Source organism: Amycolatopsis halotolerans (assembly GCF_042647905.1).
Lineage (GTDB): Bacteria > Actinomycetota > Actinomycetes > Mycobacteriales > Pseudonocardiaceae > Amycolatopsis > Amycolatopsis halotolerans.
The window spans coordinates 1-23543 of the sequence record NZ_JBHRWI010000025.1 but is presented as its reverse complement, the minus strand read 5'-3'; the positions used below and the strand labels follow the sequence as shown (position 1 = coordinate 23543).

The window sequence follows — 23543 nt, the reverse complement described above, 5'->3', positions numbered from 1 at the left end:
TCCGGACGAGCAGATGGGCAAGAGCCACCGCTGGTGCGGTTGCACTGATCATGACCGCCTGCGTCCAGCAGGCAGTGGCCGCACCGGCGAACAGCCCGCATGGCTGGCACGGCCTTGGCTGGGACCTGCCGCCGCTGCAACAGACGACATCAGTGTCGGGGAAGCCCGACGGACTGGCTTCACACCCGGTCCCAACGCCGTCGGCACCGCTTCCGAAGGTCGTCTGGCCCCCGGCATCGAGCACCGAGGTCGACCTTTCCTCGGCTCCGAAGCCTCAAGCTGCGGAAAAAACTGCCGCGAAGCCCAGCCTGACAGTGAGCCGAAACCGGCAGTACAATCGGGCCGAGCAGAAGCCCGGATCGGTCAAACTCGATCTGCTGGAAAAGTCAGCCGCAGACAAGGCCGGTGTCCGGGGAACACTGATGACCGTCACGCCGAAGTCCGGCGACGCCAGCGGACCATTGAACCTGGACCTTGACTACAAGTCTTTCGCCGACGCGTACGGTGCGAACTACGGCTCACGGCTGCGGTTCGTCCAGTATCCGGCATGTTTGCTGACCACTCCCGACGAACCGCAGTGTCAAACTGAAACCCCGCTGGAATCCAGGAACAACACACAGAACGATCATCTCTCGGGCCAACTGACGCTGTCGACGTCAAGCGTCGCGGTCGTCGCGGCCGAGGCCGACAGCAAGGGCGATGGCGGCGATTTCAAGGCGACAGACTTAAAGCCATCTGGCAGCTGGAGCGCCGGAGGATCAACCGGTGCGTTCTCGTTCTCGTATCCGCTCGGTACCGCCGCCGGGCCGAGCGGAAAGACGCCAGGGCTGAGCCTGGACTACTCCTCGGACGCTGTGGACGGACTGACATCCGCAACCAACAACCAATCCTCGCCGGTAGGCGACGGCTGGACCCTGGGCGGCGGAGGATACATCGAGCGGTCATACAAATCCTGCGCGGAGGACCTCGGAGGAAACAACGGGCAGAACAAACAGAACGGCGATGCCTGCTGGTTCTCCGACAACGCCACCCTGTCCTTCGGCAGAGCCAACGAGATGCTGGTCAAAGACAAGGACAACGCATCCGTCTGGCACAAGAAGATCGACGACGGATCGAAGATCGAGAAGCTGACCAACGCCGCCAACGGCACCCGAGGCAACGAAGCCTGGAAGCTCACCACGGTCGACGGCACGCAGTATTTCTTCGGTCTGAACCAGCTCCCGGGGTGGCAGAGCGGAAACGCGGAGACCCATTCGGCCTGGACGGAACCCGTCTACGGCAACAACCCCGGAGAACCTTGCTATCACGCCGCGTTCGCGGATTCCTTGTGTTCGAATACCGCATGGCGCTGGAACCTCGATTACACCGTCGACACCCACGGCAACGCCACGGCCTACTACTACGACACCGAGACCAACGCCTACGCAGTCAACGCCAACACCGCAGCGCCCAGCAGTTACGTCCGCGGCGGCTACCTGTCCCGCATCGAGTACGGATTCAACACCCGAGTGGCGAACGTCTATTCGGCGCCGCCGGCCCGCGTGATGTTCGGAACCACGGAACGCTGCCTGCCGGACGCGTCGTTCACCTGCGATCCTGCTCTGCTGACGAAGGACAACGCGACGCATTGGCCGGACGTTCCCTTCGACCGGATCTGCACCGTCGGGACCAAATGCCTGGACGCCTCTCCGAGCTTCTTCAGCCGTAAGCGCTATACGACGATCACCAGCCAAGTGACCGACGGCGCCGGCGGCTGGAAGCCGGTCACTTCGTGGACGCTCGGGCAGTCGTATCCGACGACCGGGGACGGGCAGAGCCCCGCCTTGTGGCTCGACTCGATCACCCAGACGGGCCTGGCCAACACCTCCGGGACGCAGCCCGCGGTCTCGCTGCCGCCGACATTGTTCCACGGCGTGCCGAAAGCCAACCGCGTCGACGCCACCCACGGCTACACCGCACTCACCCGCCAGCGGATCGATGCGATCACCAGCTCGACCGGCGGCGTCACGAACGTGAAGTACGCCGAACCCGAATGCATCACGGGCACGAAAATGCCTGCTTCCCCGGAGAACAACACGCTCGCCTGCTACCCGGTCTACTGGACCCCAGGCGGTTTGGACGACCCGATCCTCGACTGGTTCAACAAGTACCCAGTCACCGAAGTCAAAGAGGACGGCCGTACCGCGCTGTCCCAGCAGGTCGTGACGCATTACGACTACCTCGGCGGCACGGCATGGCACCACGACGACAACCCGCTCGTCGACCCGAAATACCGGACGTGGTCGCAATTCCGCGGGTACGGCGACGTCAAGACCACCAAGGGCGCGGCGGCCGGAGATCCCTCCGGGCCCCAAACCGTCACCGAGACGCGCTACCTCCGCGGCATGGACGGCGACACACTTCCCGGCGGGGGCCACCGCAGCGTCTCCGTGCCCAGCTACTGGGGCGAGAACGTCACCGACCTCGACCAATACGCCGGGTACACCCGCGAAAGCCTGACCTACCTCGACGGCACCGTCATCTCCGAGTCGCTCAACGACCCGTGGCGCAGCCCGAACCCGACCGCCACCGACGCCGACGGCACACAGTCGTTCTACACCGGCACCGCAGTGACGCGAACCAGAGCCTGGGTTGCTGCCACCCAGCAATGGAAGACCAGCCGGAAGGTCAGCACCTTCGGCGACTACGGACTCGAGATCGCCGCGGAGAACGACGGAACGCTGAACGGCACCACGCCCGATCCGGCAGAGACCACCTGCACCAAAACAACTTACCTGCCCAACACCAATCTCTGGCTGCTCAACAGCGTCCAGCAGACGACGACCTTCGCCGGCGCCTGTTCCTCACCGGTCACCAGCGCCAACATCGTCTCCGACGCCAAGAACTTCTTCGATTCCCAGCCGTACGGCACCGCACCGACAACCGGCGACGTCACGCGCACAGACGTCCTCGACACCTGGCCGACTGGCGGGGACGAGACATTCCTGGCACCCGCCCACCTCACGACCTTCGACCAGTACGGCCGCAGCCTCACCGTCGCCGACCACCGCAACCTGCCGACCGTCACGACCTACACACCGGCAACCGGCGGGCCCGTCACCAAGATCGCCGCCACGACGCCCCAAGTAAGTGCGAGCGACCCGAGGACCTTCACCTCAACCAAGGTCCTCGACGCGGTGTCCGGTGCGATCCTCTCGGAGACCGACAACAGCGGCATGCGCACCGACGCAACATATGATCCACTCGCACGCGTCACCGCAGTTTGGCGGCCCGGCCACAACAAGAGCCAGAACGCGCCGCCCTCCACCACATACGAATACTCGGTGACCGCCGATCCCGGCAAGGTCAGCTACGTCGCCACGCACGCACTCCTGGCCAATGCGTCCTACTCGACGACCTATGCGCTGCTCGACGGTCTGGGGCGGGCCATTCAGACTCAGTCGCCAACGCCATATGCACGGGGCGGGCGGCTGCTCACGGACACTCTTTACGACAGCCAGGGCCGCGTCTACATCACCCACAACAACTACTGGAACGGCGACTCGGGGCCGGACAAGACCCTGCACGTCGTCCAAGACAACGCGGTGCCGAACAGCACATTCACCACCTACGACAGCGCTGGACGGACCATCGGAGCCGTCTACGCGCTCAACGGCACCGAACAGTGGCGCACCACCACGAAGTACGACGGCGACCGCACGATCACCATCCCGCCAGCAGGCGGAATCGCGACTGCCAGCGTCACGAACGGCCTCGGCCAAAACGTGCAGACCATTCAATTCCACGACCGCGACCACACCGGACGATCCGATCCTGGCGATGCCACCACATACACCTATACAGCGTCGGGCCAGTTGGCCACGGTGACCGATGCGACCGGCAAAAACACGTGGACGACTACCTACGACCTGCACGGCAGAGAAGCCTCGACCAACGACCCGGACACCGGGCTGACCACGTATGCCTACGACGACGCCGATCGATTGATGTCCAGCACTGACGCCCAACACCGCACTCTCGCGTACAGCTACGACAATATCGGGCGAAAAACTGCGGAGTTTGTCGGCTCACCTGCTGGCACGAAGCTCGCGGAGTGGACTTACGACACCCTCCTGCCTGGTCAGGCCACAGGCTCCACGCGCTACGTCGACGGACGTGCCTATTCCACCGCAGCCACAGGGTACGACACCGCAGGTCGGGTGACCGGCGCACGGTACACGATTCCGACCTTCGAAACCGGACTCGGCGGCACCTACAGCTTCAGTACCGAGTACGACCCCCTCACCGGAGCGGTAGCCACGACGACCAGCCCTCAGAAGGGCGGCGTCCCGCGCGAAACCATCTACCACGACTACGGCGCGCTCGGGCAACCCACCGGTCTGCGGGCGTCGTCGTCTTCCGGCGAACTGCTGTACTTGGTCTCCGAAACCGACTACAACCCCCAGGCACAGGTCCTGCGCACCAACTACCAGGACCCGGCCAGCCCATACCAGATCGCCGTTTCCAACACCTACGAAGACGGAACGAACAGACTCGCCAGCACGCTCGCCCAGCGAGCCACCACCGCCGGCCACGACGTCACCAACCGCCACTACACCTACGGGCCCGACAACAGCCTCACCAAACTCGCCGACCTGCCTCAGGACGGGGCCGCCGACGTCCAATGCTTCCAGTACGACTACCTGCAACGGCTCACCGCCGCGTTTAGCCCGTCATCGGCGGACTGCACATCGGCACCGAATAGCACCACGCTCGGCGGCGCGGCACCGTACTGGACCTCCTGGACCTACAACCCTGACGGCAACCGCACCCAGCAGGTGCAACATGCGCCCGGCGGCGACGCCACGACGACCACCACCTATCCCGAACCCGGCCAGCCCCGCCCGCACGCCGCACAGACCGTGAGCCGGACGAGCGGAAACTCGACTGCGACCAGCTCCTACACATACGACAATGACGGCCGCACCCTCACCCGCGGTCCGTCCGGATCGGCGCAAACGTTCACTTACGACGCCGAAGGCAACATAGCTTCGGCCACCGAACCCGATGGCAAAACCAGCACTTACGTCTACGATGCCGACGGCAACCGCCTCATCACTCGCGACCCCTCCGGTGTCACTCTCACCGTCGGTGACACCGAACTTCACGTCGCGGCCGGCAACACCACCGCGATCGGCACCCGCTACTACACCTACAACGGTCATCCAATCGCGCAGCGCAACGGAGTCACGGGCATTTCGTGGCTGCTCACCGACAACCAAGGCACCGCCTACGCCACCGTGGACGCAGCGAACCTCGCTGTCCGCAAGCGCTACCAGGACCCTTACGGCGTCCCCCGCGGCACCACCGACAGCCCCTGGGCGAACAACCACGGGTTCCTCGGCGGCTACCAGAACACGACCGGCCTCACCCGGCTCGGTGCCCGCGAATACGACCCGTCCACCGGGAGCTTCACCACACCGGACCCCGTCTTGGATCCTGGCCGGCCGGCGCACCTCAACGCCTACACCTACGGATTCGACAACCCCGTCGGCAGCCCGGACCCCACCGGCCTGGAGCCCGCACTCGACGTCTGTTTCGACGCCAAGACCGATAAGCTGACTTCTCGAGATTCTCTGTCGTGCCGCAACGCGGGATACACGGGCAGTACAGGTGACGCTCAGGAAGACCGTTGGTACAACGACTATAAGCCTTCCGCGGTATGGGCGTGCGGCTGGGGAAAGGACTGCCTCACCGAAAATCGCGACCGCACCAGAAAAGGTACCCCCAAGCCGACTGTGGAACGCGCAGAGAAGATCTACCGTGACTATCACCGGCACGGTATGCCATTCCGTGATCTGCTGCAGCTGGGCTGGCAGGCGACTGGAATTCCAGACTTTCTCGACTGCATAAATGACGGCTCTCCGGGGTCATGCGCCTCTACTGTTCTCGGACTTATCCCGATGGCGAAGGGTGGAAAGTTCATCAAGGACCTCGCCTTAATCAACAGGCTGCGCGAAGGAATCAATTCCCTGCCGTTTGTCGGGGATCTTATTCGCGGTGGAGACGATGTCATCGATGTCGCGATTACCGAGTGTCCCGTCCGAGCGCCTGCGCATAGCTTTACCGGTGACACGACCGTGCTTATGTCAGACGGCACGGCAAAGCCGATATCTGAGGTCAAAGTCGGCGACATAGTAGCTAATTCAGGCCCGGAAGACCATAAGATCACGTATCATGTTGTCACGTCGATTCATGTCACGAGCGACGATCTTGAGAGAGTCGAAATCGTATTCGGCGACGGGTTGGGGTCAGCTTTGCATACGACCCCTCATCATCAGATATGGGAAGCAAAGTCTCATCATTGGGTCGAGGCCGGCGATCTGCGGGCTGGTGATGCAGTGCGCTCGCCCGCGGGTAGTCTTCCTGTGGCGCAGGTGCATGCGAGCTTCGAACGAGGCCTTACCTACGACCTTACCGTTGAAGGTATTCACGCCTACTATGTCCGTGCGGGTAACTCCCTGGTTCTGGTTCATAACTGCGGAGGGTATTTCACGGGACATGATCAGTCATGTTCCTGCGAAGGAATTGGTGACATTACCTGGGAGGGTACCGCACCTTCGACGAGTGGTCATACGGGTCATTCGGCGCAGCGTCTCCGGGAGAGGGGGGTTTCCGATGCTGATGCAGAAGCGGTTCTCGGGCAGCAGCCATTTGATTACTTCCATCAGGGTCAATGGAAATCTGGTTACTATGACCCAAAGTTGAAGATATTTATTGCAAAGACTATGGATGGTAATATTAACACCGTAATAGTCAATGCCACTCGCGCCTACGTCGAAGGTCTCAAGAAAGGTCCCTGATGGTGACGGAGATAAAAGTCACGTACGACTCCGAGGCAGATGCGGCTTACATCTACTTTGTGGACCCGAATTACTCCCCGCCGGTCGCCCGCATGTATCCGTGCGATCCGGTAGAGGTTGGAGGGATGATCAATCTTGACTTCGACGAAGGTGGAAGACTTATAGGTGTTGAAGTCTTAGCGGCGCGATCGAAGTTGCCTGCTCATATTTTGGATTCAGCGGAAAGGATTGACAAGCGCCGTTAGTGTAAACTCAAAGTTCTAATTTAATGGAGGTGTGACCCGATGGCATCGAGCGCTTGTGGGCAAAACAGGCGTACTCATTGAAGGTAGCGTCGGCGAACGAGCTGTTGTCAGAGAAGATCGCCCGGTCGAACGATGCACCGCCGTCGAAGGTCGCGCGACCGAATCCGGCACCGTTGTGGAAGGTAGCGCCGTCGAACAGCGCCTTCCGCACACGGCTGTCGATCAGGTGGGGCGTCGGTCAGGTCCAGGTCGATGGCGTTCCAGAATGCTTCGCCGCGGTGCGGCTGGAGGTGGTCGGCGAGGATGCGCTGGGCGGCGAGGCGGACTTCGCGTTCCTGGATGCGCTTGCGTGTCCGGTCATGTGCGCGGCGTCGGCCTGGCCTGGTGGGTTCGCGGGCGGGCACTCTTCGGGCGGGGTGAAGGGTTGCGCAGGTATGCGCAGAGCACGTTGACGATGCTCTGGCGCTGCAGCGGGTTGCTCTGGGCCAGACGTTCGAGGGCGTAGAGCCGGCCAAGCGGACCGGGGCCTCGTCGGAGCCGAGTTGGTCAGCGGCCTTGGTGTAGAGCTCGGTGAAGTTCTTCTCCATCGCGTCGACCTCGTTGTGCACTGCCGCCGCGCCTGTTGGGCTCGGGAAATCATCGCCGCTGGTGGGAGCCCATGTCCGCAGCTCATCTTCGGCGGCTGAGATGCTGCCCTGATGGTCATTTTGTTGCTGTACCGAACAACTCGCGCGTTGCTGTCTGTGCCGGCGATCCTGCTGCGCCGGAATGCCGGCAAGGATTGTACGTGCCGACAAATACGTCCGTGCAGGTCAACAGGTATCGACACGTGATTGATTCGTCGTCCGGCATGATCACGGCCCGTGCTAGTCCGCTTCGTCTGCCTCGCCGTCGCCCACACCGCTGTTGCGCATGACCGACCGCGAGAAGGACGTCGAGATCCTGGCCCTGCGCCACCAACTCACCGTCTTGCAGCGACAACTCGGCAACCAGCGCCCACGACTACGGCCGGAGGACAGGGCATTGCTTGCTGCGCTGCTCATGCCACTGTCCCGTGCGAGGTTGTGCCGATTCCGGCTGCTGGTCAGCCCGGACACGGTGCTGCGGTGGCATCGCGACCTACTCAAACGCCGCCACGCCCGCGCTAGCGTAAACCGCAGGCGAGGGCGTCCACGCACTCTCGCTTCGATCCGTCGCCTCGTTCTGCGCCTAGCAGCCGAGAACCCCATCTGGGGATACCGGCGCATCCACGGCGAACTCGCCCTCCTCGGCATCACGATCGCTCCCTCTACTGTGTGGGAGATCCTCAAAGCCGATGGCGTCGAACCGGCCCCGCAACGGACGACCTTCACGTGGGCCGACTTCCTGCGCTCCCAAGCCGAGGCGATCCTGGCGATCGACTTCATCGAGACCATCGCCCTCACTGGAGCCCGCCAATACATCCTCGCTGCTATCCACCACACCGGCAGGCGCGTGCGGTTTCTTGGCACCACTGCCCACCCCACGCATGCCTGGGTGACACAGGCAGTCCGCAACCTGCTCATGGACCTGGAGGACACAGGCAGCTCGCGCCTGTCAGGTTCCTCATCCGTGACCGTGACGGCAAGTACCCCGCGTTGATCGACGAGATCCTGGCTGATGCGGGGATCACTGCCGTGTTAACCGGTGTGCGGATGCCGCGCATGAACTCGATCATGGAACGCTGGGTGAAGACGCTGCGCACCGAACTGCTGGACCGCATGCTGATCTGGAACGAGAACCACCTCCGGCACGCACTGGGCGAGTACGAACGGCACTGCAACCTGCACCGAACCCACCGATCACTCGAGGCCGCGGCACCCCTGCGTGCCCGGTTCCAGCCCCTTGAACCCGACCTGATCAAAGGCCTCACGGTACTTCGGCGGGATCGCCTCGGCGGAATTATCCACGAATACCAACATGTATCTTGACCTGCACGGACGTAGTTTTCGGCACGCACAACGCCGCAAAGGAGATCACACGTGGGCGCGCACGACGCCATACGCGGGTTCGAGTACCAGTTTCTCTGGACCCTGGAGTATGGGCTGTCGGCATTGTTCGTCGAAAATCCGGCATCCACGGCGATTCAGGTTGAGGGTGTTCTGACTACCAGGCTGCAGGCCGATCAGGACATCGTGGACTTCGGGGTGCGGTGCGGCGAGCGGATCACGACGGTCGCGCAGATCAAGAGCGGTGGCGCGACCTCGGCGTTCACTGCGTCGAACCTCCTGTCGATCGCGGTCCGCCTGCTGACCCATTCCGCCGAGCATTACTTGGTGGTGACCAACCGCTCGGCCGGGGACAACCTCTCCGAGTTGCTGGCCTTGTTGCGCGATGAACGCCCTGACCTGCGCGAACGGGTACTCGCCTTGGCCGGCCGGTGGAAGGTGGCGACCGAGCTGGCGGCGCAGGAGCCAGAGTTTTGGCAACGACTTGTCCGCATGGAGGTCGTGCTGGACCCGCGCGATATCGAGCAGGTGCGTGTCGATGTGCAGGAACGCGTACGCGCAGCCCGACACCGGGTGGCGCCGTCGACCGTGGGATGGGACGCGGCGGGCCTGTTGACCGGCTACCTCGTGTGGGAGGTGATGGGCAGGGCAGCGGGTCCTGCGGTGGCCGAACTGCCCATGAGCGCTCTGGTGCGCATCCTGGGGATCAGCGTTGAGGCGCTTACCGCATTAATCCGCGAGCGAGACTGGGCGATCCCGGTGACCCCGGCACCCCGGAACGGGGACATCGCCCGGCCGGAGTTGCTGGCGGACCTGCGACAGCAACTGCCTTTCCCCGTGCATCCCAATGCGGCGCCCGTGTGCCTCATTGCGGGTCTGTCAGGGACCGGCAAGAGCAGCTTGGCCGTGGCCTGGGCCGACGACAACGCGTACAGCTACGAATTGGTCATGTTTGTCGACGCGACGTCACCGTCCCAACTGGCGGCGTCGTTCAGTGAAGTCGCGGACTGGTTCCGGGCTCACGACCTGATCGACAACGACGACACCGACCTCTTGTTGCGCCAGCGGATCTTCGGCGTACTGGCGCGCAGCGCACGCCCCTGGCTTCTGGTGTTCGACAACTGCGCGGATCAAGCCGTGGTGCGCGACTGGATTCCGCCGCGCGGATACGGGCATACGCTGGTCACGACCACCGATCAGACACCGCTGGCGGGCCCGTCCACCGCGAAGATCGAGGTTGCCGGGATGACCGGTGGTGAGGCCGTCGAACTGCTGGTCCGGCGCGTGCTGGACGGGCGCACCCCAGATCCGCAGGAGCTGCAGGCACTAGAGGAGCTTGCGGATCTTCTGCATCGCTGGCCGCTGGCTCTGGAACTGGCGGCGGCGTACTTGGTGAGCACGGTACTGGAGTACCAGGGCGACCTTGCCCGTGCGATCGCCGGATTTGGAAGCTTGCTCCAACGCGCCATGGATGACGCTCCCTCGGTGCCGCATGGTTATCCGCACACGGTGGTCGGCGCCGTCACCGCCACCTGGCAGCGAATAACGAGCCGGGCAGAACCCTCTGCTGTGCTCGCGGCAGACGCTCTGCGCGGCGCCGCCTTTGTTGCGTCGCGACAGATCCCCGTACACCTGCTGCTGGCGTCGGCCAGCCCCGAAGTCCACATGGCGTTTCCTCACTACGCCGAGTCTGATCCGCCGATCGGTGAAGTCCTTCGTGCTATGAAGCGCGACTCGTTGGCGGTGATGGACGAGCACTTCCCGATGCCTGCGGAGGCCGCCCACGAGCTATCCGGGCTTTCGGATGCATCGATCGCGATGAATGAAATCGTACAGTTCATAGTCCGAGGGCTGGTCGACCGCGAGGAGAATACCAGTTTCACGGTGTTCAAATTGGCTTTCTGTGCGCAAGCGTGGCTGCAAATATTCGCCTCGCGCCACGAGATGGGTACAGCCGCAGCCATGGTTGCCCACGCCATCACCCTTTCCGAGCGCACCATCGAACTGGCAGTCTTCAACCAGGCCGTGTCGTTGTTGTGGGGCAACACGGCGGGCATCCTCGGGTACTTGGAGGAATGGCAGACTGCCAAGCGGTATCTTGCCGCCGAACTCGACTACCTCGACAGTCAGTCCGACGATCATTCACTCGGTCTCCGCGTCCAAACGCTTGTCTCCTACGCTCACGCGCTGTACGAACTCAGCGATCATCCCCGCGACAACGTGGAGCACATCGTTCCGCTGTTGGAGCAGTTCGTGACCCAGGTACCCCAAGTAGTTGGCCTGGATCAGGAAACGGCGGCCCTGACGATCCGCATCGCTGGCGCCACGGTCATGAACCTGCTGATGCACGGCGCCGAGCATCCGAGACTGACCGCGTTGGACTCGGCGCTGCGTGATTTCCGCCGGCTCGTTCCTGCCACCGGCGGAGACGACTGGTTCGAGAACCTTACCGGGCTCACTCTGCTGATCAGGACCGGTCGTACCGCGGAGGCCCGCGCGCGGGGCGAGGCGATGCTGAAGCGCATGCATCCTGCGCAGGTGGAGTATCCACAGGTCTTGCGCTTCGTGGCAGAGGCGTGTGTCCATCTAGGCGATTGGGACGCAGCGAAGGCGATCGTGGAGGAATTCGAACAGGACATTCAGTCCGGCGCACTCCGCCGATTCGACACGTCGACGCTGTTGCGGAACTTGAGCACAGGCTGTGTGGAAGGCTTGCTCAACCAGGACAAGGCCGCCTTCGAGTTGCTCGCGTCGGTGGACCGGATGGCGACGGTGGCACTGGATAAGGGTGTCAAGCTTCAGGCCGGAGATCGAGACGTCATCATGGTATTTCGAGCGCTGAGCTGCTATCTCAACGGAGACAAGTTGAAATGTTGCAGTCTGCTCGGCCAGGCTGTGCCGGCGGAGATCGAGGCCGTGGATCGAACTGGTTCCGTCAACGTCATGCGCCGGCTACTGCTCAATGGATGCGCCGACCGCCATGACCCATCCTTCGGAACATTATTCGAACTGCCGAGCGAAAGCAGCGAAGGCACGCTCGGTAGACGTCGGGGTGTCGCCACTCCGGATACGGTGCTGGCTCCCAATGAGAATGCGATTCGCAATTCATTGATAAATATAGGTGCTGACTCGGCACCCGCACGTGCCGTGGGCGCGGCGCAGGTTACCCGTGCCGCGGGACAGGCCCCGCGTGATGCGCTGGAAGTCGCGGTCGAGACGGCGTTGGCGTTGCGTGCGATGGGACTGTCGGCGGACATCGCCGAATTCTTCCTGTTCGTCTTTCTCGATGACGGCACCCTCGCGTTCGATGAGCCGATGAAGATGGCCGCGGCAGATCCCCGCAAGGTGTGCGCCTACCGCGGTCCGCATCAGGTTGCCTGGCTGCGGTCACCGGGACAGCTGGTGGACCCGGTAGTTCCTCAGCTTCCGGCAGTTCGCACCATTGCGACAGACCACGAAATGCATCGGCACCCTGTGGTGGTCCCGATCGGCACCGACATGGACGTCCCCATCCTCCGCCTAGGTGGGCTGGCCATTGCTTACCACACCCTGGGCGCATACGGCCTCGATGGCGTGGCGAAGACCCTCCCGTCCGACCGACTGCGGGCTTGCGAAGCGAATGCGATCTTCGTGGCCTACCAGGCATTAATACTGCTATCCACCACCGGTTCAGACTTCATCGTCCAGGCAGAGGAAACGCATCCTGCTCTCGCCGGTCTCATTCTGCGGCCTGAGCGACTCCTTGCCGCGCAACACGGCGGATGGCGATGACAATGGCCGACACGTAGCGCGGATGACGTTGGGACTGCACCCGCCTCAGCCTGATGTCGCAGCTTGGCCTGGACGGTGGGGAAGTTCCTCGTCGGCGGACGTTGCTGACGAACGCAGAACCTGGAGCCCAGGTGCTCTACACGCGAGAATCGGCGGACGGTCGACTTGCGTCAAGGTTGTACGTGCCGAGAAATGCATCCGTGCGGGTCAAGAGCTGTCGGTAGATGGCCGCTGGTGGTCCGGCGTGATCGCGTCTCGTGCTGGTGTGCTCCGTCTGTCTCGCCGTGGTCCGCGTGTTCGCTGTGTTGCGGCTGCTGTCGATGACCGACCGCGAGAGGGACGTCGAGATCTTCGCCCTGCGCCGTCAACTGACCATCTTGCAGCGACAGTTCGGTGGCCAGCGCCAGCGACTTCGGCCCGAGGACAGGATGTTCCTCTTGATGTTGCTGGTGCCGCTGTCGCGCGCGGTGTTGCGTCGGCTCCGGCTTGTGGCCAGCTCGGACACGGTGCTGCGGTGGCATCGCGACTTGGTGAAGCATCGTCACTCCCGCTCGAGTGTGAATCGAGGGCCTGAGCGTCCGCGTACTCTCGCCTCGATCCGTCGCCTCGTCCTCCGTCTGGCGGTCGAGAATCCCGTCTGGGGCTACCGGCGTATCCACGGCGAACTCGCCCTGCTCGGTATCAAGGTCGCGCCGTCGATTCGTGTGGGAGATCCTCAAGGCCCATGGAGTCGGCTCGGCGCCGCAACGGATGAGAGTCAGGCGGGCTGATTTCCTGCGCTCCCAGGCGGAGGCGATCCTGGCGATGGATTTCATTGAGACCGTCACCCTGGCTGGGCAGCGGCAGTACATCCTCGCTGCCGTCCACCATGCTGGCCGGCGGGTCCGCGTTCTCGGTGCCACCGCGCACCCCGCACATGCCTGGGTGACGCAGGCTGTTCGCAATTTGTTGATGGGCCTGACAGATGCCGGGCACGTTGCGCAGGTGAGGTTCCTCATCCGCGACCGCGTCGCGAAGTACCCCGAGTTGATCGATGAGATTCTCCGTGGCGCCAGGCTCGCCACTGTGCTGACCGGTGTTCGGATGCCTCGCATGAACGCGATCATGGAACGCTGGGTGAAGACGCTGCGGGCCGAACTGCTGGACCGTACGTTGATCTGGAACGAGGCTCACCTCCGGCATGCGCTTCGTGAGTACGAGCAGCACTGCAACCTGCATCGAACCCACCGATCGCTGGCCGCCGCGGCACCCATGCGAGCCCGACCTCAGGCACTGGAACCCGAGCGGATCGAACCCCTCGTGATACGCCGACAGGACCGCCTCGGCGGAGTCTTCCATGAGTACAGACAGGTCGCTTGACCTCCATGGACGTGGTTTTCGGCACGCACAGGGACGCGGGGTCGTCTGGCGACGGTGCCATCGAGACGATCTGGAGTAGTTCGCCGTTCGCTGCGAGGACACCGGCGTGCGACGTTCGGCAGCGGTGTCCGTTGGTTCTTCTCTGTGCTGTTTCCGCCGTGCCACCCGGCCGACCGCCGATCGCGTCCTGGAGGGGAACCGACTAGCGCTCAGGCTGCCAACCGTCCCGGCTGCGCGGATGGTTCAGTTGCTGGCAGTTGCTTGAGTCATGTACCGTCCGTTGCGGCGTCTGGTGTGGGCGTGAGGCAGGACCCGTCTCCCGGCAGTTGACGGATGTTCTCCGCAGAGTCAAGGAACTCACTGCACTTGTGGTTGTCCATGACTGTCGGTTGACGCGCGTGTGTGCGTCCTTCTCATGCCGTGCCGGGGGCAGGAGCGAGGACAATCGTGCGGACTGACAGCGGGTTCATCCGTAGCCTGGCCGCCCTTCGGAGGGGTTGCACCGGCGAGTGCGACACTGAGGTCAAGAGGCTAGCCCGCACCGCGATGGAGACCGTGGTCGGCGACGACCGCACGGCGCTCATCGCCGCCTTGACGGCACGCCCGAATCCGGCAGGCCCTTATCGGGACGGGCCGGTGCGCGTACCGGAGCGGGTTCGCCATGCGGTGTTGCCTGATGCGGGCGGCCTTGCTCAGCAGCTGTTGGAAGCACGCATCCTCCAGGCGATCCCGGGCACCGTTGACAGTCTGCGTTGGCGGCCTCCGGGCAGCCTCTTCCGTCCCGCCCAAGCGGTCATCTCGGTACGCCCAGGGCCTGACCAGCTTGTTCTGCAGCTGAGCACGTTCGCGTTGGGGCCGCTGTTGTCTCAACTGCTGCCCTACGACGTCGAGGACACGGTGAGCGGAGTCGCCGGACTGCGTCACCGACATGTCGGGGCTGATGTGGAGCTGTACATCGTGGAAGGCGATCCGTGCGCTCGGGTCAGGCTCGCCGGCATCACTCGCAGGAAGTGGTTCGCCGCGGTCGGTTTGGCCAGTGTGCTCCGTGGTTTGGCACCGGACGCGCGCTGGCTGGGGGACACCCATCCCGACACCCTCAGCGCAGTCGAACGCGACTATCTCCAAGACGCTCTGCTTCCCGTGCGGAAGTTCGCGCGGGTGGGCAGCGCGCTCCTGCGGCGCTGGCACCTGTTCGTGCCGGCGCGGTCGGTGAGTCTGTGGTGGGGACACGACACGTGGTGGTTGGAGTGGACGGAGGAGCCCTTGCGGCGGGACATCGCTGCGATGCTGACGAACCCCATCGTGGGGTTGAGCGCCGAGCTCCACGTGAGCCGGGTCGGTGAAGAGTCCGTGACGATCCTCCGCGCGGAGCCAGCGGCCGACCCCCAGGACGGTGAGCCTCGCGCGGTGGTCCTTCGGCATACGGATGCGCCCACGCACGAGGGCGAGCTGCATTTCCGGTCGGGCACCTTGGACGCGGTGCGTCGTGCTTGGGAACTGTGGTCGAGGGACACGGGGACGCCGCTGAACCCGCAGCCCTCGCCGAAGTCGTCGGCCGGGCAGCTCCGAGCCAGCTTCACGGGGGAACACGTATCGGCCGCGACCGCCGGGGTCGGCCCGGACGACAGCAGCGGCCTGGACCACTGCTCGCCGGCGCAACGCGAGCTGCGGTTCCTGCTCGCCTTATATACGTTCAACGCCGGACCGCTGGGGGCCGAGGCCATTGACCGCGACATCGGCAGCATCATCGCCTACACCGTGGTCGTTTCTCCCCGCCACGACGAGCTAGTCCTGTTTACCGATGCACCCGACAACGTGACCGGCCTGTTTGTCGGCGATCACGGGGATGGTGCCGGCTTTCCCGGCATGCGCCTGGAGGAGCGCCCCAACAGCGGAACGTTCTGCCTGCTGCATCTGCCGACGGGCGCACGAATGACGATCACCAGCCGCGATGAAGCGGCTCGCTACCACCGGACCGGCCGTCCGCGACTGGATTGCTGGGTCTCCGCCGAGCAGCCTGTGGTCGACCAGGAGAGAGCCGCCCTGTCGATCATTCCTTCGGCTACGCCGGCGATGATGACGCTGATCGGTGGGCTGTTCACTCGGATCACTGCCGAGGATGTGGATCGGCGTTGGTCACTGGGCATGTGGTGGCGGGATCCGTTGTACCGGGAGCCTGCGTTGCCGCTGCCCCGGGGCGAGCGGTCGCGCAGGCTGTGGGGCGCATTGGATCAGTGGGAGTTGACCTGGGAAGGGAATCCGTTCGCCGCGGACGTGGTGGCCTCACTGTCGGATCCATTCGTCGGGATCGCCGGCGTCGCGTTTTCGGGCGAGGACCCCGACTACCGCGTCTGTCTCGATGAGGCCGCCCTGCGCGTGCACGGACGGGGATAGCCGATGCCGGGATATTCGCGACGCCGTCTCTGCCTGACCGCACATGACCACCGTTCCGACGAGGCGGGCGGTCGCCATGGCTGATGTACGGCGAGTACTGGTCACATCCGGTAGGCGAGCGGCGACAACAGTTGCTGCAGTGTCTTCGCTCGGAGGCGCCGCGGTGGCGGGCACCGCATGGTGGGCGCTCACGATTCTCGCCGTTGTCGCGGTCGTGGCGATCGCATCAGCGTGCGTCCTTCGGTGGCGGGAGGTTGCCGCTCGGGAGTCGATCGACAGGGAGCTGTGTCGGGCCAGCCCGGGGCTGGTTCGGGCATGGGCGCAGCTGGAGCGGGCTCGATCTGCACCGCCTGGCCGTGCACCGGACGGGTCTGGAGGAGATCACCGTGCCTGACTTCTGGCCCGCGCCCGCACCGCATGGAGTCTCGCCGATGTGGCTCGCGGCCTCGTTGCAGTCGGAACCGCGGCGCGCCGACGATCAGGCGGTCTGCGTCACGGCAACGATCCTGCCAGCCTTGGCAAGGCGGGCGTGCACGTCCGTCGAGCGCTCCCGCCGTTGAGATGTTGCCCGCAGACGCAGTGCGAGCCAGTCGCGCATTTTGGGCTAAACGGTCGTGACGTGTCCGGGCTTTCTTCCGCCGTGTCGGGCACGCGCGCGCCCGGTCCAGACCGTGCGGAGTTCGTCGTTGACCGTCACATTTCTTGTAGACGGTTCCCGGGCAACACGTGTCGCGTCAATGTCCGTCACAACCGTTCAGTGCTGCGCCGTCGCTGCCGGCGGGTCGTGTGGTGGCGAGTCTCCTCCGCGAGGATGCGCTCCGGCGCCGGACTTGCACAAGGAGGTCAGCCCGTGGTCTCGCTGAGTAATCCGCAACTACGTTCAGCCTCCCCAAATGTAACGCTTCCCGGTTGGCCACCGCCTGGCGTCGAGGACCGTTGAGTCCTGCTGTAGCAGTGACCGGGCGACGGGCGATAGAGAAGCATTGCGGCAAGCTGGCGGGTTCGTGCCAGGGCCCGATCGGAGCGGGGTGATGCCTGGCTATGCGTCGGTGGTGGCGAGTGTGCCTGATATCGGCTGGCGGAGCCGCACTGGTGGCCGTGGCTGTGCGGCTCGGATGGTTGTCGTGGCTACTCCAGGATAAGAGTCCGGTACGGAACGTACTGGAGGGCTTGAGCTGGGTCGTTGCTGTCCTCATTGGGCTGCTGCCTGGCGTGGTCACGGTTGCGCGGTGGATCTTGTCACGGACGAACACTGCATCCGATGCAGTGCCGCCCGAGCCAGACCACCAAGCGAAACTGGTGAGGAAGAGCTCGTCAGCAGAGGGACGTGGGGTGGTCATTGAGGGCGGTGTCCGAGGTTCCGGGCCTGGCATTGTGATCGGGGCTGTTACCGGCGACGGGCTCGCAGTCACACGGGCGCGGCCCGAACCGGCGGAGCCGCCGGGCCCTTCCGAACCGGTGCAGGTCCAGGGCAACTTGCGCCGGGAGAGCCGTCCGCCCTCGTCGAACCACCCTCCTCTGGAGCGGTGACGATCGCTGGGAGCGTGAGCTCGGCAGGTCCGGGAACCGCTATCGGCGCGGCTAACTCGGTATCGATTTATGAGGGCACTGCCGTCCCAACGATCTCCGACGAATGGCTGGAAATGCGTGCGCAAGAGTCGATACGGCTCCTGGAGCCGCGCTACCACCCCGCGCTCCGTGTCGATGTTCCGTTGGCTCGCGTTATGGCCGGGTTCGCGCGAGATGAGTCCGCGTTGTCTGCGTTCCGGAAGCACTTGCGGCGAGCCCAAGCGGAACTGGACGCGGGCCCGGTCGTGGCCATCCAAACTGGCCGAGTCCGTGCCGCGGCCGCGAACCTTGTTGGTCTGCGTCTAGCCGTAGACGCCACGCAGGGAACCGCAGCCCTGCCGCTCTCCGCGTGGCAGGAACGGTGCGACGAGATTCTGACGGCGGTCGAGGAGATGTCCGCCGAACTGTCCCTGTCTGCCCATTACGACGAGGCAGGCAAGGTGCAAGATGCGCTTGACGAGTGTTGCTCACACCTCCAGGAAGCCAGCGAGTGGCTTGACGGGGACGTGCCCGGGATCTGGAACAACTCACTTCTGGTCATCAGCGGGGAAGCGGGGCGGGGCAAGAGCCACCTGCTGGCCGACACCCTGACGACCGCATTGGAGCGGAACCAGCCGGCCGTCTTGCTGCTCGGTCACACCTTCCTCACCGCGGGCGAGCCGTGGGGACAGGCGCTGGCCATGCTGGACTGGCCAGGCACGTCCGAGGAGTTCCTCGGTGCCCTCAATGAGCGGGCGAAAGCCTGCGGGCGTCGTGCCTTGCTGATGGTCGACGCGCTCAACGAGGGCGAGGGCAGGCTGATTTGGCCTGCGCACCTGACCGGATTCCTGGAAAGGGCAAGACGATTCGACTCCGTCGCTGTCGCCGTGAGCGTGCGAACCGTCGCGATGGACGTGTGTGTTCCCAAGCCCGTCCGGCAACGCGCCTGTCTGGTGAGCCACGAGGGGTTTGCCGGCGTGGAGTATGACGCCGTGAACGCGTTTTTCCGCCACTACAGCCTCGTCCGGCCCGCGAATCCGTTGCTGCTGCCGGAATTCCGAGAGCCGCTGTTTCTCGACGTGTATTGCCGCACTGCGCAACTGCGCCCGGGCCTGCTCGCCCGCGCGGCACCGAGTCTGACCGGCGTATTTGGCGAGTACTTCGGGGCGATGGATCAACTCGTGCGGGCGCGGCTCGACACGGATCCGTTCGAGCCGATCGTCCTCAAAGCCGGTACAGCGCTTGCCGATGCCATGCACCGTGCGGAGAGACGGTGGTTGAGCAGGGACGAGGCCAAACAGGTCACACAGCGGGTGCTGCCGACCGAAGGAGGCTATTCAGGGTCGTTGTTCGCGGCGCTGGTCAGCGAGCGGATCCTCATCGAGGACCTCGTCGTTGGCCCGGACTCGTCTCGCGGACTGGTTCCGGTCGTGCGATTCGCTTACGAGCGTCTCGCCGATCACCTGATTGCCCAAACACTGATGGACGGAGCTCGACGACCTGGCGGCTACGACGCGGCACAGCTTGGCCGCATCGTGTCGTCGATGGGACCGGGTGAGAGCACGATCGACGCGCTTGCGCTGCTCCTCCCAGAGCAAGCGGGCCTCGAGCTGACGGAGGTTGCCGAGTTTGCATCGCCCCAGCTTCGATCGACCTGGCAAGGCAGAGTGATCCAGTCGCTGCTGCTTCGTGATCACGCCGCAGTCACCGATCAAGCCATGGACCTGTTGGAAAAGGCCCTGTTCGGCACTGACCGGAATGCTGCGCGCCGCGCCGCCCGGGTCGCCATCGCGTTGGCATGCAACCCGGGCCACCGCCTCGATTACAACTGGCTCAATTCAACGCTGACCGCTCGGCCGATGTACCGGCGCGACATGACCTGGACTGCCGCCATAACGACCGGCCCGAGGACCCGCACCAACGCTTTCAACGAACTTTTGCGCTGGGTCGAAGCGCAAGACCTGCAAACACTGACCCGTCTTTCACCGGAGTACGCGCTCGCTGCGGCCACGACGCTGATGTGGGCGTTTCCCAGCTCGGATCGGTTCCTGCGCGACCGGGCGACTCGGCGTCTGATCAGGTTGTCCGCCGCCCACCCCGACGTGCTGATCTCCCTGCTGCAGGACGCGATCGAGGTCGACGACCTGTACGTGCTGGAACGAGTCTGTGCAGTCGCGTACGGCGTCGCCCTGCGCGGGCTGTCTGACGCCTGCCTGCGTCGTATCGGAACCGTGCTGCTCGACCTGATTTTCAGGCACGGCGAACCGCCGCCCCATATTCTCTTGCGCGACTTCGCCCGAAGCGCTGTCAGGCTTGCACACCAACGCGGGTTGGTCTCGGACGAGCAGTGGGATCTCGCAGCCGGCCCGTGGGCCAGCCCCTGGCCTGGCCGTGACGTGCCATCCGTTGTCGAACTGGAGGCGAACTACCCCTTATTCGCCGGAGACGAGCCGGGCCGCAGCGGGTCGCAATGGGCCGCGATACACCTCAGTGCCATGAACGACGGCGACTTTGCACGCTACATCGTCGGCACCGATCACCCGGACAATTTCCCGTTCACCAGGCGTCCTCTCCGCGCGCAAGGCGAGTTCGCATCCACCGCATCGGAGCGCGCGCAGCCGACAGTAACCTCTCAGCCGCCGAACACGATCGTGCAACCCGTTGGCACCGTGCCGGACACCAGCCCGCGTCACAACCAGTCGGCCGAACTCGCCGCAGACGACGAGTCTCACAACTCGGAGGGAATGTCCGACAGGGACAATCCGTTCGACACTGAACTCGTGAGCCGGTTTGTCTTCACCGGCGTAGTCCAACGTGGATGGACGCCCGAGCGATTTCGCGACATCGACAAGGAATCCGACTATGCCGGACGCTCCGCTCATAAACGCGAACGCATAGGCAAGAAATATCAATGGCAGGCGTGGCATGAGGCACTGGCCAGGCTGGCCGACACCTACGAACTGCGCCGAGACTCGCAACGACAGCCGGTTTTCACCACCAGCGCTGAGATCCCGTTCGTCCGAGACTTCGACCCGTCACACCTGCTGACCGGAAACCCAGACGACCCTGGGGATCCATTCAGAGACGAGCAGAGCACCGCCTGGTGGCTGCCGCTGCCGGAACCATCTGCACCGGACTTGTCGACCTTCCACAGCCAGTCGTCGTGGGCCTGCGATCAGACAGGATTCCTGGAGACGGAAGATCTCGTCGTGCTGCCTGGCCACCTCGTCGTCGGTACCGTCGCGGGAACAACCCTCGCCGTGCCTGACTCTTTCGACTGGGTCCTGTTGCAGGGAACCGTCGCCTGGTACTGGGATCCCTATGGTCGCACAAATGGAATATCTTCCGGGCTGTGGGCCGACCACGGCGTGGTTTGTCGCAGCGTCCTGCTCCGGGAACAGGACGTGGCTAAGGCGCTCGAAACCCCGCCCATGCGATATCAGCCTCATGCCTACAGTCAGGAGTTCATTGACGGTCCGTTCCTCGGCGAATTTCCGCGCCAACCGGCCTTTGCGGACGTTCTTGCTGACCGCGATGATCGCGCCGTCTGGACCGCTGACACCGGCTTAAACGCATCAGTTCTGCTGGCGGCCGATCGCTATGTCTGGGAAGGCTCCACCTACGACTGCTCCTTGCACCACACCGTTTCCGTGACGCTTCCCAGCGCCCCGCTCCTCGACATCGTGGCCCCGCAGGCACGGGCATGCGACGGTGCCGTCTATGACCTCGACGGCCAGGTGATCGCTTTCGCTCCCGACGTCTACGAACCCGGAGGCGCGTCCCTGCTGATCCGTGCCGACGTCCTCCACTCCGGCTTGCTGTCATCCGGACTTGCGCTGGGGCGACTTGTCTTCCAAGAACGCCGATCCGGCAGGTCGCGCCAACACGACCCGTATCCCGGCATGACCACCAGGACGAGTCTGCACATTCACTCACCTACATCCGGTGGCTGGACTACAGCAGGCTCCAGCCACCACAACGAGATCGTCCAGGCCCGCCCGCCAAGAAACACCGGGGACGGCGAAGATCAGGCTGGAAACGGCAAGTAAGAGTACGCTGGTAATGGAGGTTTTCCGGCCGGGACCAAGCGTCTCTTGCTGGTGGTCGTCGGTTCGGATGTCTCGCAGATCTTGGACGCGATCGCCGCGATCGGGCAGAACGACGAAGCCAAGCGGGTCCTTGGATGGATGACGAAACAAGACTCGGCCCAGTGCGCCGAGGCGTTGCAGGAGGCGGAGCCGGAGGTTTCGTCGCAGATCGTTGTCGCCGCGGTGCTGGCGCGGCTGCGGGGCTTCATCGCCGAAGCCGGTGCCGAGCTGGATAGCGCTGACGAGAAGCGCTGGCAGGAGATCATCGAGCGCAACGTGTGGGTGATCGGCCAGATCTTCTCGCATCCGCTGGTTCTGGTGAACCGCGAGGCTTACTTGGGCGGTAAGTCGATCCGCAACACCGGCGGCAACACCGCGGATTCCTGCTGCGCAACCAGATGACCAGCGAGGCGCTGATCGTCGAGATGGAGACGCCTGCGACGAACTGGTGCAAAAAGCGAAGCTGCTGCTAGGCCTGTTCGAGGGAGCACAGTGACGAGCGTTCCGCCTGTTTGGCTCGGCTGGAGCTGTAACCAGCCGTGCTGGTCTTCCAACCTAGAGGTGACGTGCAGTCACAGGCGTCTTAGGACGCTTGTGGGGTTCCAGAAGTCGGTTCACGCGCCCGACTTGCGGAAACAGGCACGTGGCGGGCAGGGCGTGATCGCCAGTCGTGACGTTGCGTTTGCTGTATCTGATCTTCCTCCGGCTGGTGGGTCTGCTGGTGTTGCTCGGTCGCTCGTCGGCGTCGAAGGACGTCGAGTTGCTGGTGCTTCGCCACGAGGTGGCCGTGCTGCGCAGAGGCAACCCGAAGCCTCGCCTGGACTGGGCCGACCGGGCGGTGATTGCTGCGTTGGTCCGCCTACTGCCCACAGGATTGCGGCTGCGCCGGTTGGTCACTCCGCCCACGATCGTGCGCTGGCACCGGCGTCTGGTCGCCGGGAAGTGGACGTATCCACACCGAGTCGGCCGTCCGCCTGTCGACGTGGCGCTCGCCGAGTTGATCGAACGGACGGCCACTGAGAACCGGCACTGGGGTTACGAGAGGATTCACGGTGAGCTGCTCAAGCTTGGTCGCCGGGTCGGTTGTTCGACGATCCGGCGGGTCTTGAAGCGGGCGCGGATACCTCCCGCGCCGGACCGGCAGAACGACACAACCTGGCGGCAGTTTCTGCGCACGCAGGCATCGACGATGCTGGCCCGCGACTTCCTCCACGTCGACTGCGCGCTCGCCCTGAAGCGGATCTACGTGTTGTTCGTGGTAGAGGTCGGCAGCCGTTGCGTCCACGTTCTCGGCACGGCCACCCACCCGGACGGCGGGTGGACCACGCA

At 64.2% G+C, this 23543-nt stretch carries 11 protein-coding genes and 1 pseudogene; 11 read left to right on the top strand and 1 reads right to left on the bottom strand.

Features of this window, described 5'->3' with window-relative positions; translation table 11 throughout:
• Positions 1-50 precede the first annotated feature (50 nt).
• Positions 51-6842, top strand: a complete 6792-nt coding sequence (locus ACFORO_RS21525; protein ID WP_377876437.1) for an RHS repeat-associated core domain-containing protein — start codon at positions 51-53, stop codon at positions 6840-6842.
• Positions 6842-7087, top strand: coding sequence for a DUF2283 domain-containing protein (locus ACFORO_RS21520; protein WP_377876435.1), 246 nt, complete (start codon positions 6842-6844; stop codon positions 7085-7087). The genes ACFORO_RS21525 and ACFORO_RS21520 overlap by 1 nt, the downstream gene beginning before the upstream one ends.
• Positions 7088-7094: 7 nt before the next feature.
• Here ACFORO_RS21520 and ACFORO_RS21515 read toward each other — a convergent pair whose 3' ends face one another.
• The gene (locus ACFORO_RS21515) at positions 7095-7298 is read right to left on the bottom strand and encodes a pentapeptide repeat-containing protein (RefSeq protein ID WP_377876433.1); all 204 of its coding nucleotides are present in this window, start codon (positions 7296-7298) and stop codon (positions 7095-7097) included.
• A gap of 701 nt (positions 7299-7999) precedes the next feature.
• On the opposite strand from ACFORO_RS21515, the gene ACFORO_RS21510 reads away from it, so the two are divergent.
• From ACFORO_RS21510 to ACFORO_RS21470, 9 genes and pseudogenes are all read left to right on the top strand, one after another.
• Complete coding sequence (locus ACFORO_RS21510) at positions 8000-8707, top strand: hypothetical protein (protein WP_377876431.1); 708 nt, start codon at positions 8000-8002, stop codon at positions 8705-8707.
• Complete coding sequence (locus ACFORO_RS21505; protein WP_377876429.1) at positions 8704-9036, top strand: integrase core domain-containing protein; 333 nt, start codon at positions 8704-8706, stop codon at positions 9034-9036. Before ACFORO_RS21510 ends, ACFORO_RS21505 begins: the two co-directional genes overlap by 4 nt.
• Positions 9037-9087: 51 nt before the next feature.
• Positions 9088-12825 (top strand): hypothetical protein, encoded by a 3738-nt coding sequence (locus ACFORO_RS21500; RefSeq protein WP_377876427.1) that lies wholly within the window; start codon positions 9088-9090, stop codon positions 12823-12825.
• A gap of 293 nt (positions 12826-13118) precedes the next feature.
• Positions 13119-13595 (top strand): hypothetical protein, encoded by a 477-nt coding sequence (locus ACFORO_RS21495; protein ID WP_377876425.1) that lies wholly within the window; start codon positions 13119-13121, stop codon positions 13593-13595.
• Entirely contained in the window at positions 13528-14184 is a 657-nt protein-coding gene (locus ACFORO_RS21490) for an integrase core domain-containing protein (RefSeq protein WP_377876423.1), read from the top strand. Before ACFORO_RS21495 ends, ACFORO_RS21490 begins: the two co-directional genes overlap by 68 nt.
• A 546-nt stretch (positions 14185-14730) precedes the next feature.
• Positions 14731-16578, top strand: a complete 1848-nt coding sequence (locus tag ACFORO_RS21485; protein ID WP_377876420.1) for a hypothetical protein — start codon at positions 14731-14733, stop codon at positions 16576-16578.
• 1526 nt (positions 16579-18104) lie between these two features.
• Positions 18105-22175 carry a hypothetical protein gene (locus ACFORO_RS21480; RefSeq protein WP_377876418.1) on the top strand — a complete coding sequence of 1357 codons (4071 nt, stop codon included), beginning with the start codon at positions 18105-18107 and terminating at the stop codon, positions 22173-22175.
• Positions 22176-22220: 45 nt separating this feature from the next.
• Entirely contained in the window at positions 22221-22616 is a 396-nt protein-coding gene (locus tag ACFORO_RS21475) for a hypothetical protein (RefSeq protein ID WP_377876416.1), read from the top strand.
• A 268-nt stretch (positions 22617-22884) separates the two neighbouring features.
• Positions 22885-23543, top strand: a pseudogene (locus ACFORO_RS21470) (integrase core domain-containing protein); the annotation flags it as partial.